General features: G+C 61.5%; 11 protein-coding genes. 8 read left to right on the top strand and 3 right to left on the bottom strand.

All coding sequences use genetic code 11. The annotated features are described in order from the left end of the window. Positions 1 to 512: 512 nt before the first annotated feature. The gene (fabV, locus tag ABDK11_RS04060) at positions 513 to 1691 is read right to left on the bottom strand and encodes an enoyl-ACP reductase FabV (protein ID WP_346839022.1); all 1179 of its coding nucleotides are present in this window, start codon (positions 1689 to 1691) and stop codon (positions 513 to 515) included. Positions 1692 to 2196: 505 nt separating this feature from the next. Here fabV and ABDK11_RS04055 point away from each other — a divergent pair. Continuing rightward, the gene (locus tag ABDK11_RS04055) at positions 2197 to 2625 is read left to right on the top strand and encodes a hotdog domain-containing protein (protein ID WP_346839021.1); all 429 of its coding nucleotides are present in this window, start codon (positions 2197 to 2199) and stop codon (positions 2623 to 2625) included. 49 nt (positions 2626 to 2674) lie between these two features. Here ABDK11_RS04055 and ABDK11_RS04050 read toward each other — a convergent pair whose 3' ends face one another. After that, positions 2675 to 3577 (bottom strand): universal stress protein, encoded by a 903-nt coding sequence (locus ABDK11_RS04050; RefSeq protein WP_346839020.1) that lies wholly within the window; start codon positions 3575 to 3577, stop codon positions 2675 to 2677. Positions 3578 to 3589: 12 nt separating this feature from the next. Further along, positions 3590 to 5080, bottom strand: coding sequence for a SulP family inorganic anion transporter (locus tag ABDK11_RS04045; RefSeq protein WP_346840173.1), 1491 nt, complete (start codon positions 5078 to 5080; stop codon positions 3590 to 3592). Between the two features lie 398 nt (positions 5081 to 5478). On the opposite strand from ABDK11_RS04045, the gene ABDK11_RS04040 reads away from it, so the two are divergent. The 7 genes from ABDK11_RS04040 to ABDK11_RS04010 all read left to right on the top strand — a co-directional run bounded on the left by ABDK11_RS04040 (position 5479) and on the right by ABDK11_RS04010 (position 14522). Continuing rightward, positions 5479 to 6687, top strand: coding sequence for an FtsX-like permease family protein (locus ABDK11_RS04040; RefSeq protein WP_346839019.1), 1209 nt, complete (start codon positions 5479 to 5481; stop codon positions 6685 to 6687). A gap of 373 nt (positions 6688 to 7060) precedes the next feature. Beyond that, a complete protein-coding gene (locus ABDK11_RS04035; RefSeq protein WP_346839018.1) occupies positions 7061 to 8338 on the top strand; it encodes an efflux RND transporter periplasmic adaptor subunit in 1278 nt (425 codons plus the stop codon). Between the two features lie 168 nt (positions 8339 to 8506). Then, complete coding sequence (locus ABDK11_RS04030; protein ID WP_346839017.1) at positions 8507 to 9208, top strand: ABC transporter ATP-binding protein; 702 nt, start codon at positions 8507 to 8509, stop codon at positions 9206 to 9208. Between the two features lie 11 nt (positions 9209 to 9219). Continuing rightward, positions 9220 to 10542, top strand: coding sequence for an ABC transporter permease (locus ABDK11_RS04025; protein ID WP_346839016.1), 1323 nt, complete (start codon positions 9220 to 9222; stop codon positions 10540 to 10542). Positions 10543 to 10552: 10 nt separating this feature from the next. After that, a complete protein-coding gene (locus tag ABDK11_RS04020) occupies positions 10553 to 11761 on the top strand; it encodes an FtsX-like permease family protein (RefSeq protein ID WP_346839015.1) in 1209 nt (402 codons plus the stop codon). Positions 11762 to 11826: 65 nt separating this feature from the next. Beyond that, positions 11827 to 13182: a sigma-54 dependent transcriptional regulator gene (locus ABDK11_RS04015; protein WP_346839014.1), complete on the top strand. Its 1356-nt coding sequence runs from the start codon at positions 11827 to 11829 to the stop codon at positions 13180 to 13182. Next, on the top strand, positions 13182 to 14522 hold the full coding sequence (locus ABDK11_RS04010) for an ATP-binding protein (protein WP_346839013.1): 1341 nt from the start codon (positions 13182 to 13184) through the stop codon (positions 14520 to 14522). The genes ABDK11_RS04015 and ABDK11_RS04010 overlap by 1 nt, the downstream gene beginning before the upstream one ends. Positions 14523 to 14804: the final 282 nt, after the last annotated feature.

The raw sequence follows: 14804 nt of genomic DNA, 5'->3' as shown, positions 1-14804 counted from the left end.
CCTATTGGGAATTGGCGGGCACAGGGGACGCACTCCGACTCATCCGCACCGGTGAGTGGCGGTGCCGCTAACGGGTGCCGCTTTGTGAGACACGCCGTAAACCCATCCATGGGGGCTCTGCACCGGCATGCCTGCCGGTGAAGGTCTCACAAAGCTGCATCCGCCATCGGCACCTTCGCCGAAGGTTCTGTTACCTAAACAGATTTAAGGAACCTCTGAACAAGTCCGTAATGTCTCTGCGGGATCTGAAGGCTGCAGATGTTAGGCGCAGCTCGCCGCGAATGGCCGTAGCCCTTTGCAAGAGCTGCAACGCAGCAGCTGTGGCCTTCAGGGCCCGCCCGGAGGGGCTTTCAGAGCGATTCACACTCCGCGTTGCGACTTCTTGAAAGGTCTAGACATTCCTGCGAAGCCGCGCCTTGATTGTGAACCGCTCTGAAAGCCAGAGACATCACGCACTTATTCAGAGGTTCCTTATTCTCTGACCTAGCTGATCTGGGATCTCATCTTCAGGATTATTTGAAGTCCGCCTCGACTACCGGGCTGACGTCAGCCTCATAGTCGACACCGTCGACACCGAAACCGAACAGCTTGAGGAAGTCTGCCTGATAGCCCTTGTAGTCGGTCAGCTCGAACAGGTTTTCCTCGGTCACTTCCGGCCACAGTTTTTCGATCTTGGCCTGGGTTTCCGGGCGCAGTTCCTTTTCGTCCATGCGGAAACGGTTGCTGTCGTCCAGGCGCGGGCTGCCGGTATACAGGCCCTCGGTGTAGAGGCGGTACAGCTGCTCGATACAGCCCTCGTGGGTGCCCTCTTCCTTCATCACCTTGTAGACCAGGGAGATATACAGCGGCATCACCGGGATCGCGGAGCTGGACTGGGTGACCAGAGCCTTCAGTACTGCGACATTGGCGCTCGACGCACCGCTGTCGGTGATCGCCTTGGCCGCGCGGTCCAGGTCTTCCTTGGCCTTGCCGATGGTGGCGTGGCCGTAGATCGGCCAGGTGAGCTTTTCGCCGATATAGGTATAGGCGACGGTCTTGCAGTCGTCCGCCAGCACGCCGGCTTTGGCGAGTGCGTCCATCCACAGCTCCCAGTCTTCACCACCCATGACTTTGACGGTCGCATCGATCTCTTCCTGGTTGGCGGGCTCCAGGGTGATATCGGCGATCTCCAGCTTGTCGGTATTGAGGTTGCGGGCGGTGTAGGACTTGTTGATCGGCTTCAGCACCGAGCTGTGCAGCTCGCCGGTCTTGGGGTCCTTGCGGCGCGGCGAGGCGAGGCTGTAGATCACCAGATCCACCTTGCCCATATCCGCCTTGATCATGTCGATGGCCTGGGCCTTCACCTCGTCGGAGAAGGCATCGCCGTTGATGCTCTTGGCGTAGAGTCCGGCTTTGTGGGCCTCATCTTCAAAAGCGGCGGCGTTGTAGTAACCGGCGGAGGCGGTGCGCTTGTCGGTCGGCGGTTTCTCGAAGAACACCCCCAGGGTGTTGGCGCCACAGCCAAACGCAGCGGTGATACGCGACGCCAGGCCATAGCCGGTAGAGGCCCCCACCACCAGTACGTTCTTGGGGCCATTGTCGATGGCCGGCTGGGATTTGATGTAGTCGATCTGCTCGTGCACATTGGCGGCGCAGCCCTGCGGGTGGGCATTGGTGCAGATAAAACCGCGTACTTTCGGCTGGATAATCATGCCTGGTGTTCTCTCCCTTCGCAGATGGGAATGCGGCGGCGCTGCCCCCTGTGGTGACTCCTGTGGTCCCCCTATGAGCCGCGCCAGCCGTGGTTAATCGGTCATTTTGGCCGCCCATTCTAAGGAGGAATACGGTCCAGTCCATAGGGACGGCGCACAGGAGAGGAAATCCGTGTCCAGAATATCCCGGTTAGCGGCCAAAGCAGCCACCTGGCTGGCGGCGACAAAGGATCCTGCCGGATCTTCCTAAAACCGGGATTGCGCTGTCGGTCGGCACTTGCTCCATGCTCAATAAAGCATCTGCGCAGCTGTTGTGCGCCCCAATCCGGGGCGACGATCGCGACCCAATTTGCAATTCGGTCACGACCATCGGTTGGCGCCACTTTCCCACCCCACAGTACCATTTGTGTAACGTCGTTTTGGCACGCTGTGTGCACTTCCTTCACTGACAGTGCCGCGACGGACCGCGGCCAGCATTCACACCAGGCAAGGCAGAGAGGTACACATGAAATACTATTCCCGTCACTTCGTAAAACCCGGCGACCTGAATCCGGCCCAGCGGCTGTTCGGCGGCCAGCTGCTCGCGTGGATCGATGAAGAGGCAGCCATCTTTGCCGGCTGCCAGATGGGCACCCCGATGGTGGTGACCAAGCTGATGTCGGAAATCGATTTTGTCAGCTCCGCCTTCTGCGGCGACGTAGTGGAATTCGGCTTCGAGGTGGTGGCAATCGGCCGCACGTCGTTGACGGTGCGCTGCGAGGCGCGCAACAAACAGACCCGCGAATTGATCATCCAGGTGGAACAGATTGTGTTTGTCGCCTTGGACGCGGAGGGCAAGCCCACCCCGCACAGGAGAGCGGGCATGTCACTGGAAGAGGCGCGCCAGGCCAGCGAGCGCGAGCGCGATCTGCGCGAGCAGCGGCTGGCCAGTTAAGGGGGACTGATGTGCAGCTGGCGCCCCGCCGACGCGGGGCGTCGCCGGATCAGCGCAACAGCAACAGTGGCTGGCGGGTATTGAGCAGCATCTTGGCGGTAAGACTGCCCATCAGCAGGTCGCGCAGGCGATTGTGGCTGAAGGCGCCCATGACCGTCAGGTCGATGGCGTGTTCGCGCTGGTAATCGATCAGCGCGTCCACGGTCTTGCCGGTCAAGTGGTTGGCGGTCACATCGATACCGGCCTCTTCCAGCTGGGTACTGGCACCGGCCAGCAGGGACTCGGCTTTGTCCGCCTCGCCGACAAACACCAGGTGGCAGGAGACCTCGCGGAACAGCGGGCTGGAACGCACCATCGCCAGCGCCTTGCGCGCGGCCTCGCTGCCGTCGAAGGCGAGCATCACGTTACGCGGCGCCTCGAAATCCCGGTTTACCACCAGGATCGGCTTGTGCAGAGCGCGCACGACGGTCTCCAGCTGGGTGCCCAGCCCGGCCTCGGAATCGCCGTGCTCCTCGCCGCGAATACCCAGCACCAGCACGCGAATCGCGTCTTCCAGCTCAATCACGGATTCACTCAGGCTGTCGTGGCGCTGGCAGGTTTCCACGCTGGGAACACCGGCCATTTCGGCGCGCTCACGCGCCGCCTGCAGCATCAGCTTGCCCTGTTGCACCATCAGGCGCGCGCGCTGCTGCTCCAGGCTGGTCAGCTCTTCAAGTAATTCTTCCTGGCTGCCGAGACCGATACTGCCGGTCAGATCCGCCACCGCCGGCACGTTGTTACGCTCGATATTGTGCAGCAGTTTCAGCGGCGCGCCAGTGACATTGGCGATCCAGGAGGCGTAGTCGCACACCGCACTGGTATAGCGGGAGCCATCGATACACGACAGCACCACCGGCTCGGTGCGCCCGCTGTGTCCGTTAACCTGTTTATTGTTGCTTTTATTGTCGCTCATCAGTGCCTTCCATTAGTGCCCGCCGAGGACACGTTCAATCTCTTCCGGCTTGTCGTGCACGCCGAAGCGGTCGACGATCGTCTCGCTCGCTTCGTTCAGCCCCACCAGCTCCACTTCCGCACCCTCGCGGCGGAATTTCACCACCACTTTGTCCAGGCCGTACACTGCGGATACATCCCAGAAGTGGGCCCGCTCCAGGTCGATCACCACCTTGTCCACCACCTCTTTGAAATCGAAGGCGGCGATAAATTTATCCGCGGAGTTAAAGAATACCTGCCCCACCACCTTGTAGGTGCGGCAGCTCTGCTCTTCATCCAGCTCCGACGCCACATACATGAAGTGGCCAACCTTGTTGGCGAAAAACAGTGCGGCCAGCAGGACACCGACCAATACACCATAGGCCAGATTGTGCGTCCACACTACCACAATCACCGTGGCCAGCATGACCACGTTGGTGGATAGCGGGTGACGCTTCAGGTTGCGCACCGAGTCCCAGTTGAAGGTACCGATGGACACCATGATCATCACCGCCACCAGCGCCGCCATCGGGATTACCCCGACCCAATCGCTCAGGAACACCACCAGCGTCAGCAGGCCGGCGCCGGCTACCAGCGTGGACAGGCGACCGCGACCACCGGATTTCACGTTGATCACCGACTGGCCGATCATCGCGCAACCGGCCATACCGCCGAGCAGGCCGGCGACGATATTGGATACGCCCTGGCCCTTACACTCGCGGTTCTTGTCGCTGCCGGTATCGGTCAGGTCATCAACGATGGTGGCCGTCATCAGCGATTCCAGCAGGCCCACCACCGCCAGCGCGGCGGAATACGGGAAGATGATTTTCAGCGTTTCCAGGTTCAGCGGTACATCCGGCCACAGGAACACCGGCAGCGTGTCCGGCAGCTGCCCCATATCGCCCACCGTGTGGATTTCCAGCCCCAGCGCCACCGAGACCGCGGTCAGCACCAGGATGCACACCAGCGGTGACGGCAGGAACTTGCCGACCACCGGTACATACGGAAACAGGTAGATGATACCGAGACCCGCCGCGGTCATCGCGTAGACCTGCCAGCCCATGCCCACCAGCTCCGGCAGCTGCGCCATAAAGATCAAAATTGCCAGCGCGTTGACGAAGCCGGTCACCACCGCCCGTGAGACAAAGCTCATCAGGCTGCCCAGCTTCAAATAACCGGCGATGATCTGCAGCACCCCGGTCAGTAACGTTGCGGCCAGCAGGTACTGCAGGCCGTGCTCCTTCACCAGCGTCACCATCACCAGAGCCATGGCGCCGGTGGCCGCGGAGATCATCCCCGGGCGGCCGCCGACGAAGGCGCTGACCACCGCAATGGAGAAAGCTGCGTAGAGACCCACGCGCGGATCCACGCCGGCAATGATCGAGAAGGCGATCGCCTCGGGGATCAGGGCCATGGCGACTACAAGGCCCGCGAGCACATCGCGGCGAATATTGCCGAGCCAGTCGGCTTTGGTAGAGGAGAGCAGCATAAAGACGGAGTACCCGCTGGAAAGATTCAAATTGGTCAAAAAAAGGCCGCGCACTCTACCACGGCACACCCGTGCATTCACCCCCGCCGCCGCTGTGCGGCCCGCTGGCAGCGCTTGGCGAGCAACCGATGCTCTGCCACTCCACTACAACGAGGGAAAATTTCCCGGATTTCCATTGCCTGCAGGGAAGGCGGTGGAGGGACCGGAGGTTTACCGCAAGCTCCCCTCCAAAAAAACGGCGGATTCAGATCGCAGGGCCGCGGCTGCATCCAACGCCCGGCCCCACCGCGTCCCACCTCACAATACCGTGCTGATGGCCCGGACGCTTCCCTGCCGCCCGCCGGCCAGATCCGCACTGCCCCTTCAATCACCCGCTCGCTGCCAGGGAGAAGGCCATGCTGGAACTGAGACCCATTTTGTCCGCTCTGCGGCGCCACAAGGTGGCCGCCCTGCTGATTGCCCTGCAATTGGGGCTGACCCTGGCCATCGTCGGCAATGCCACCGTGGTGATACAGGAGCACGCGCAAAGGATGGCGCGCCCCACCGGCGTGGCAGTGGCGGACATCGTGACCGCCGGATTCAGGCCAATCCCCAAAGACTACGACAAATTCGCGGCTTTCCGCCTCGACCTGGATCTGATCCGTGCCCTGCCCAGTGTGGTTGATGCCACCATCAGCGATGAGCCACCGCTGACCGGCGGCGGCTCCTACAGCAGCTTCCAAACCGCACCCAACCAGCAAACCGGTATCGCCGACGCCAACTACTTCACTGTTGACGAACACTTTATTAGCGCCCTGGGCATGCGGCTGATAGCCGGCCGTACTTTTACCGCCGCGGAAATCCAACGCGCCGACAGTACCGCCAATTGGCAGCCAGGCACCGCGATCATCACGCAACAACTGGCCGGGAAACTGTTTCCCCGGGGCGAAGTACTGGGGAAATCCATCTATCTGAAAAACGATGACAAGCCCGTGCGAATAGTCGGTATCGTCGAGCGCAATCTGGGCTCCTGGCCGAACTGGAGCAGCGCCGGCAATGCGGTGTTTTACCCGGTGATTCGGGATGGCCAGTGGGTCAGCTATATCGTGCGCGCCGAGCCCGGCCAGCGGAACCTCGTGCAGAAGCGGCTGGAGAAGACCCTGGCCGAACGCGATCCACGACGGGTGATCACCGTTAAAACCCTCGAGGAGCAGAGGGACCGCTATTTCGCCGGCGACAGCACCATGGCGACCGTGCTGAGTGCCGTGGTCGGATTGCTGACCTCGATTGTAGCCCTCGGTATCGCTGGCCTGACGGCCTTCTGGATAACCCAACGACAACAACAGACCGGCATACGCCGCGCACTCGGCGCCAGTCGCGGCGCCATCTGCCGCTACTTCCTGCTGGAAAACCTGATGATCGCGGCCACCGGCCTCCTGCTCGGCACCGCCGCCGCGCAGCTGGTCAATCACTTTCTCTCCGGGGCGTTCGGCCAGCCGGCGCTGCCACCCGGTACGACCATCGCCTGCGGCCTGATACTGCTCGGTATCAGCCTGGCCGCAGCTCTGGCCCCGGCCCTGCGCGCAGCCAATATCTCGCCGGCGACGGCGACACGCAGCGTATAGGGTCAGTCCCTCGCTATTTTCCAGTGGGATGGCCACTCCGAAATGTGTGCCTCGCGACCGACAAAGCCTCTCGCGAACCACACCAAAGCTGCGCTGTCCGCCCCGCGCTGCGGCGGACAGCGGACACTTAAAGCGGACACCTGGCACTGTCCACACCTGTCACCGAAACACAAAAAAATCTTTTATTTCAACAAGTTAAACCGGTTCGAAAAACTGGCACAGGCCTTGCTATAACCGCTGCAGGACAGCGACAGGATGCCGCGAAATCACGGCCTGACGCCGCGACTGCATCCAAAGCGCCCCGCCGCCGCGTCACAGCACAAACAGGCGCGGGGACGCCGACAACAACAACGATGAGTAACGGAATTCACCAATGATCAGAGATACCTCGGGGCAAGATGTACAACTGCGTGCCGTTCCCGCCTGGAAGAAACCCCGCAACCTCAAGACCGGCGCCGTGGTGGCCCTGGCCGCGGCTTTCCTCGTCTGGGGCGTGAACGCCTGGCACAGCACCAGTTCGGTGGACGGCACTCTGTCACTGGCGGAAGTCAATGTCGCCCAGGTGAAGCGCGGCGACCTGGTGCGCGACCTGGTGGTACAGGGCAAGGTGGTCGCCGCCAACAGCCCCACCCTGTTCAGCCCGGCGCAGGGTATCGTCAAATTCGCGGTCAAGGCCGGTGACAGCGTCAAGCAGGGCCAGTTGCTGGCGGATGTCGACAGCCCGCAGCTGGCCAACCAGCTGGCCCAGGAACAGGCCAAATTCAACAAGCTGGCTGTGGAACTGCAGCGGCAGAAGATCCAGGCCAAGCGCCAGCAGCTGGAAAACCGCCAGAAGGCGGACCTGGCCAAGGTCGACCTGACCGCCGCCGAACGCGAGCTGCGCCGCGCCAAGATCTCTATCGACAAGAAAATCATCTCGCAACTGGATTTCGAGAAAGCCTCCGACGACCTGGCCCGCGCCAAGCTGGAATACCGCCAGGCGGAACAGAATGCCGAGCTGCAAAAGGAATCGCTCGCCTTCGACACCAAGACCCTGGAGCTGCAGGTTTCGCAGCAGAAACTGCAGGTCGCAGAGCTGCAGCGCAAGGTCAACGAACTGCAGATCCTCTCCCCGGTCGACGGCACCGTGGGCAGCCTGTCCGTGGCACAGCGCAGCGCCGTGGCTCCGAATACCGCGCTGATGACCGTAGTTGACCTGTCCAGCTTTGAACTCGAGGCCGCCGTGCCGGAAAACTACGCCGATGATCTCGGTCTCGCCATGGCGGTCGAAATCGACCTGAGCGGCAAAAAACTGCCGGGCGAAATCACCGCAATTTCTCCGGAAGTGATCAACAACCAGGTGGTCGCGCGGGTGCGTTTCACCGACGGCCAACCGGACAAGCTGCGCCAGAACCTGCGCCTGACCGCGCGCATCCTGCTGGAGAATCGCAGCGACGTGATGCTGGTCAAGCGCGGCGCCTTTATCGATCAGAGCGGCGGCCGCTACGCCTGGAAACTGAACGGTGAGCAGCAGGCGGTGCGCGTACCGATCCAGATCGGCGCACTGGGCCTGAACCAGGTAGAGATCGTCTCCGGCCTCAAGGAAGGCGACAGGATCATTACTTCCGCCACGGACGAACTGAAAAATGCCCAGTTAGTGGCATTGAAATAATAAAAATCCCGAGTCGCGACAAGAACACTGAATTCACAAGCGAAGGTCCCGGAGCCGGGGGCCTCCTGCAAGACGATTGCCGATCAGGCCGTTGCGCAGGTGCCCACCGGCTCCGCCACTGAATCGAAAATCAAGGCACAGAGAAATCAACACAAAGGGAAAACCACCATGTTGAAGATGCACAATATCCGCAAGAGTTATCGCACCGACACTATCGAAACCCACGCCCTGCGGGACTTCAACCTGGAGGTTGCCGAAGGGGAATTCGTGTCGGTCACCGGCCCCAGTGGCTCCGGTAAAACCACCTTCCTCAATATTGCCGGGCTGCTCGAAACGCCCACCGGTGGCCAGTACCTGCTCGACGGCAACGATATCAGCGGCCTCAACGACCGCGATCGCTCACGCCTGCGCAACGAAAAGATCGGCTTTATTTTTCAGGGCTTCAACCTGATCCCGGACCTGAACCTGTTCGACAATATCGACGTACCGCTGCGCTACCGGGGCTTCAAGGCCGCCGAACGCAAGAAGCGCATCGAGAAAGTGCTGGAGCAGGTGGGTCTCGCCGCGCGCGCCAAGCATCTGCCGGCACAGCTGTCCGGTGGCCAGCAGCAGCGCGTCGCCATCGCCCGCGCGCTGGCCGGCGAACCGCGCTTCCTGCTCGCCGACGAACCGACCGGTAACCTCGACTCGCTGATGGCGCGCCAGGTGATGGAGCTGCTGGAATTTATCAACGAGTGGGGCACCACCATTGTGATGGTAACCCACGACCCGGACCTGGCGCGCCGCGCCCACCGCAATATCCAGATCGTCGACGGCCAGGTCTCCGACCTGAACAGTGCCGCGACTCAAGCGGAAGCGGCGACTGCCTGAGGAGAAAGGAAATGTTCGGATACTACCTGTCACTCGCGCTGCGCAGCATCCGCGGCACGCCGATTTTGAGCGGTCTGATGATCGCCGCCATTGCCGTCGGCGTCGGCACCGCCATGACCACGCTGACCCTCAACCACATGATGTCGCAGAATCCGCTGGATGAAAAAGATGACGTCCTCTATGCGGTGCAGCTGGACAGCTGGGACCCCAATGAGGCCTATAACAGCAGCGACAACGGCAACCATATCCCCTGGCAGCTCACCTATAAGGACGCAGAGGCGCTGTTGCGCTCGGATATCCCCACGCACCAGGTGGCCATGCACCGCTGGGGCTTCACCGTCAACCTGGACAATTCCGACCTGCGCCCCTTCACCGCCAACACCCGGGTAACCACGCGCGACTTTTTCACCCTGTTCGACGTGCCCTTCCTGTACGGCGGCACCTGGAGCGCAGACGCGGACCAAAGCCCGGTGCAACAGGTGGTGTTGTCCAAGGAGACCAATGACAAGTTGTTCGACGGCGAAAACAGCGTGGGCAAGACGATCAACCTCAATGGCGAGCCCTTTACCGTTATCGGGGTGTTGAAGCACTGGAATCCGGTGCCCAAGGTCCAGGACCTGAACAACGGCGCCTTCAACGATTCCGAAGAGCTCTACATCCCGTTCGGCCTGCACCGCAGCTTCGAAATTTACAGCTGGGGCAACACCAACGGCTGGAAAAATGACGACAGCGAAGGCTACGAGGGCTTTCTGCAGAGCGAGAACGTCTGGATTCAGTACTGGGTCCAGCTGGACACCGCCAAACAGGTGCAGCAGTACCGGGACTTTCTCACCGGCTACATCCGCCAGCAGAAAGAACAGGGACGCTTCGAGCGACCGCTGAAGTTCGCCCTGTCGCACCCGTCAGAGTGGCTGGTGCTGAATGAGGCGCTGCGCGATGACAACCGCGTACTGGGATGGCTGTCGCTGGCCTTCCTGCTGGTATGTGTGGTCAATGCGGTGGCACTGCTGCTGGCCAAGTTCCTGCGCAAGGCGCCGGAAGCCGGCGTACGCCGCGCACTGGGCGCGAGCCGCAATGCCGTTTTTACCCAGCACCTGATCGAGAGCGCCTGCATCGGCATTGCCGGTGGCCTGATCGGCATTCTGCTTGCGCTGGTAGGCCTGCAGAGTGTCAAGCGCCTGGCCATGGGCTACATCGACCGGCTCGCCTATATGGACTGGCAGATGGTGCTCGCAGCCGTTGGCCTGGCGATTGCCGCCAGCCTGCTCGCCGGCGCCTACCCGGCCTGGCGTATCAGCCGTACCAATCCATCCATCTACCTGAAAACCCAGTGAGGACAATGTCATGTTGGAATTGAGACCCATGTTGTCCGCCATCTGGCGCAACAAGATTTCGGCGCTGCTGATCGTCCTGCAGCTCGCCCTGACTCTGGCCATCATCAGCAACGCGGCGGTAATCGTCGGCGACCGCAGCGACATGATGAAGCGCCCCACGGGCATGGATGTGGACAACGTCATTGCAGTGACATTCCTCGCCATTCCGCAGGATTACGACATGGCCGCAGCCGTCACCGCGGATATGGCTATGCTGCGCGAAATGCCCGGTGTCGTGGACGCCGCGCCGTCGAATCAGATCCCGCTGTCGGGCTCCGGTTCCGCGAGTGGTTTTCACACCAAGCCCAACGAGGAAATCGGCGGTGAGGCGGCCAATTATTTTCAGTCGGATCCCCACTTTATCAATGCACTGGGCATGAAGCTGATTGCCGGGCGCAATTTTACCGAGGCCGATATGGATGTGGTCGGCCCCAATGACAACTACAAATCCAAAGTCGCCATAGTCACCAAGCAGTTTGCCGATACGCTGTTCCCGGACGGCAACGCGCTGGGCAAGTATTTTTATGGTGGCAACGACAGCCACCCGACCGAGATCATCGGTATCGTCGAGCGCAATCTGGGCAGCTGGGTCGGCTGGAGTAATGCCGGCAACGTGGCCGTGTTCCCGGTACTGGTAGCCGGCAACTTCAAACGCTACCTGATCCGCACCGAACCGGGTCAGCGCGACCAAGTCCTGAAGCAGGTAGAGGATGCGCTGGCAAAACGAGATCCGCGCCGGGTCATCCATATGGAAACCCTCGCCAAAGATATGGCGCGCAGTTACGCCGGCGACAATACCATGGTCAAGGCACTGTCATCGGTCATGGCCCTGCTGACCTTTATCGTTGCGCTGGGCATCGTCGGCCTGACCTTTTTCTGGATCAATCAGCGCCGCAAACAGATCGGTGTGCGCCGCGCGCTGGGTGCCACCCGTACCGCGATCAGCCGCTACTTCCTGCTGGAAAACCTGTTGATCGCCGGCACCGGCATTGCGCTGGGTATGGCCGCGGCACAGATCTTCAATCACCTGATGGTGTCGTCGTTCAAGCAGCCGGCACTGACATTGCCAGTGATGGCGGTCTGTGCGTTAATATTGGTCAGCGTGAGTGTTGTGGCGGCCCTGGTACCGGCACTGCGCGCGGCCAATATTTCGCCGGCCACGGCGACGCGCAGCGTATAGCGCAATCTTTCTCCAATACACAACTCGGGCGCAGACGCGCCCGTTTTTATTTGTGGCATTCTCGAATGGATAAAGTCCTGCTGATCGACGACAACCCCGGCATCCTCTCCGCACTGGAGCTGCTGCTGTCGCTGCACCAGATCGACAGCGTCAGCGCGGTCACGCCCCAGGCCGGCCTGCAGCTGCTGCGCGAGCAGCCGGATATCAGCCTGGTCATCCAGGATATGAACTTCAGCGCCGACACCACCTCCGGAGAGGAGGGGCGCGAACTGTTTTTCGCCATGCGCGAACAGGCTCCGGACCTGCCGGTGATCCTGCTCACCGCCTGGACCCAGCTGGAGATGGCGGTGGAACTGGTCAAGGCCGGTGCCGCCGATTACCTGGGCAAGCCCTGGGACGACAACAAACTGGTCGCCACGGTCAAGAACCTGCTCGAACTGAGCGAACTGCAGCAGCAGCGCCGCCAATCGCAGCAGCGGGCGCTGCAGGCGCGCCAGCAACTGCGTCAGCAATTCGACCTGCAGGGAATCACCTACCGCAGCGAGATGATGCAAAAGCTGCTGGAAATGACCACCCAGATTGCCCGCGCCGATGTGCCGGTGCTGATCACTGGCCCCAACGGCGCCGGCAAGGAAAAGATTGCCGATATCGTGCAGGCCAACTCAGCGCTGCGCGACGGCCCCTACCTCAAGGTTAACGTGGGCGCTCTGCCGGAAGAGCTGATGGAAGCGGAACTGTTCGGCGCCGAGGCCGGCGCCTATACCGGCGCCGGTAACCGCGCGCGCGAGGGCCGTTTCGAGGCCGCCGACGGCGGTACCCTGTTCCTCGACGAAATCGGCGAGCTCTCCGCTGCCGGCCAGGTAAAGCTGTTGCGGGTACTGCAGACCGGCGAGTTCCAACGCCTCGGCAGCAGTCACACCCGCAAGGTCAGGGTGCGGGTCATCAGCGCGACCAACAGCGACCTGCCGCAGCAGATCGCGGCGGGGAATTTTCGTCAGGACCTGTTTTACCGCCTGAATGTGATCGAACTGAAAGTACCGGCACTGCGCGAGCGTGCCGAAGACATACTGCCGCTGGCGCGGAGTTTTTTGCCCGACAGGTTGGGCGATCGCAAAAAACTCTCCCCGCAGGCGCAGAGCGCGCTGATGCATTACAGCTGGCCGGGCAATGTGCGCGAACTGCAGAACAAGATGCAACGCGCCGCACTGCTGTGCGCTGGCGACACCATCGATGAAAACGACCTCGACCTGCCACCGCCAGAAACCCAGTGCAAGAGCGAGCTGCAGTTCGAGCCCAGCCGCGAGCTACTCGAAGAGACGCTGGCCAACTGCAACGGGGTGATCGCCCAGGCCGCGCGCGAACTCGGCCTCAGCCGCCAGGCACTCTATCGCCGCCTGGACAAATACGGCATTCCCTACTGATGCGCAGCAAGTTTTCCCTCGAGGGCCGCATCCTCGCCGCGACATTGCTGGCAGTGGCCTGCGGCACGAGCATTCCTTTTGCACTGCTCTACTACGGGCTGGACCTGCGCCTCGCCTTGAGCGGCGGATTCGCTCTCGCGATCGTCGTCGCCATTCTGCTACTGCGCCCGGTCACCGCACCGATGAATCGCGCACTGAAGGCGCTGGAAAGCGGCATGCTCAATTTCCGCGACCGGGAATTTTCCACATCGCTACCACCGCAACGCGACGACGAGCTGGGGCGTATTGCGGGGCTATACAACGACGTTGGCGAAATCCTGCGGCGCGAACGCGCACATATTTACCAGCGCGAGCTGTTGCTGGATACGGTAATGCAAAGCTCGCCCCAGGCACTGCTGCTTATTGATCAGTCCGGTCGCATCGTCTACAGCAACACCAGTGCGCGCCACCTGCTCCATCGCGGCAAGCCGCTGCAGGGCCTGCGGTTGCCACAAGTACTGGCAGACTGCCCGACAGAGCTCGCCGATGCCATCGAGCGTGATCGCGATGGCCTGTTCAACATTACCGATGGCGACACGCCACAGACCCACCATGTCAGCCACAGCGATTTTGTACTGAATGCCAATCGCCACCGCCTGATCCTGATTCGCGAAATGACCCGCGAATTGACCCGCGCCGAAGTACAGGTGTGGAAAAAAGTTATCCGCGTGATCAGCCACGAACTGAACAATTCCCTCGCGCCGATATCCTCGATGGCACACAGCGGCCAACTGCTGGCCGCACGGCTGGAGAATACGCAAGCGCAGCAGCGCGCCACGCTGGAAAAGGTGTTCAACACTATTGCCGAGCGCTGCCAGCACCTGACCGAATTCACCCAGGGCTATGCGCGCTTTGCCAAACTGCCGGCACCCAGCTGCGAAACCGTCCAATGGCACCAGCTGATCGAACGGCTGGCGCCGCTGCAGCCGTTTACGCTGCAAGGCGACCTGCCCGCGCGTCCGGGTTATTTCGATCCCGTGCAGATCGAGCAGGCGCTGCTCAACCTGTTCAAGAATGCCGTCGAAGCCGGCAGCGACGCCGACGCGATCGAGCTGCAAATCTCCGCCGACAACCGCGGCCAGTACCTCACCGTCAACGACCGCGGCAGCGGCATGAGCGAAAAGGTCCTGCAGCAGGCACTGCTGCCGTTTTACTCCACCAAGCCCCAGGGCGTCGGCCTGGGGCTGGCGCTGTGCCGCGAGATCGTCGAGGCGCACGGCGGACACCTGCAACTGCACAATCGCAGCGGCGGCGGTCTGCACATCCGCATGACCCTACCCTGGCCCGCAGCGACGCCCTGACGCGCCCATCTCCCCTTGCGTGACTCCGCTACGCAATCGGTACGCCGGTAACCCATTGCGCCTTGCAATTGGGACGGTACGTTCCAAAAAAATCTTTATTTGAAGTGATTCTCAACATTTGACGCGCTATTCATTGCGCATTTTTCCCCGCCGCTCGTTACAGCCGCAGTGACCATTAATCCGGTCACTGCGGGCAGGCCCCGACAACGGGCCAGGGAACGCTCGACCTCGAGTCCATAGCGCGGTCAGCGCCGCGCCCCGTCCGCGATCATCCAAGACTGT

It is taken from the genome of Microbulbifer sp. SAOS-129_SWC, assembly GCF_039696035.1.
Lineage (GTDB): Bacteria > Pseudomonadota > Gammaproteobacteria > Pseudomonadales > Cellvibrionaceae > Microbulbifer.
The sequence above is the reverse complement of the archived record's forward strand: the minus strand, read 5'-3'. Positions and strand labels throughout refer to the sequence as shown.

Excerpts from the sequence above, each read along its gene's own strand:
- ABDK11_RS04010 (WP_346839013.1), top strand. The coding sequence starts at position 13,182 with ATGCGCAGCAAGTTTTCCCTCGAGGGCCGCATCCTCGCCGCGACATTG.
- ABDK11_RS04025 (WP_346839016.1), top strand. The coding sequence starts at position 9,220 with ATGTTCGGATACTACCTGTCACTCGCGCTGCGCAGCATCCGCGGCACG.
- ABDK11_RS04030 (WP_346839017.1), top strand. The coding sequence starts at position 8,507 with ATGTTGAAGATGCACAATATCCGCAAGAGTTATCGCACCGACACTATC.
- fabV (WP_346839022.1), bottom strand. The coding sequence starts at position 1,691 with ATGATTATCCAGCCGAAAGTACGCGGTTTTATCTGCACCAATGCCCAC.
- ABDK11_RS04035 (WP_346839018.1), top strand. The coding sequence starts at position 7,061 with ATGATCAGAGATACCTCGGGGCAAGATGTACAACTGCGTGCCGTTCCC.
- ABDK11_RS04055 (WP_346839021.1), top strand. The coding sequence starts at position 2,197 with ATGAAATACTATTCCCGTCACTTCGTAAAACCCGGCGACCTGAATCCG.
- ABDK11_RS04015 (WP_346839014.1), top strand. The coding sequence starts at position 11,827 with ATGGATAAAGTCCTGCTGATCGACGACAACCCCGGCATCCTCTCCGCA.
- ABDK11_RS04040 (WP_346839019.1), top strand. The coding sequence starts at position 5,479 with ATGCTGGAACTGAGACCCATTTTGTCCGCTCTGCGGCGCCACAAGGTG.
- ABDK11_RS04020 (WP_346839015.1), top strand. The coding sequence starts at position 10,553 with ATGTTGGAATTGAGACCCATGTTGTCCGCCATCTGGCGCAACAAGATT.
- ABDK11_RS04050 (WP_346839020.1), bottom strand. The coding sequence starts at position 3,577 with ATGAGCGACAATAAAAGCAACAATAAACAGGTTAACGGACACAGCGGG.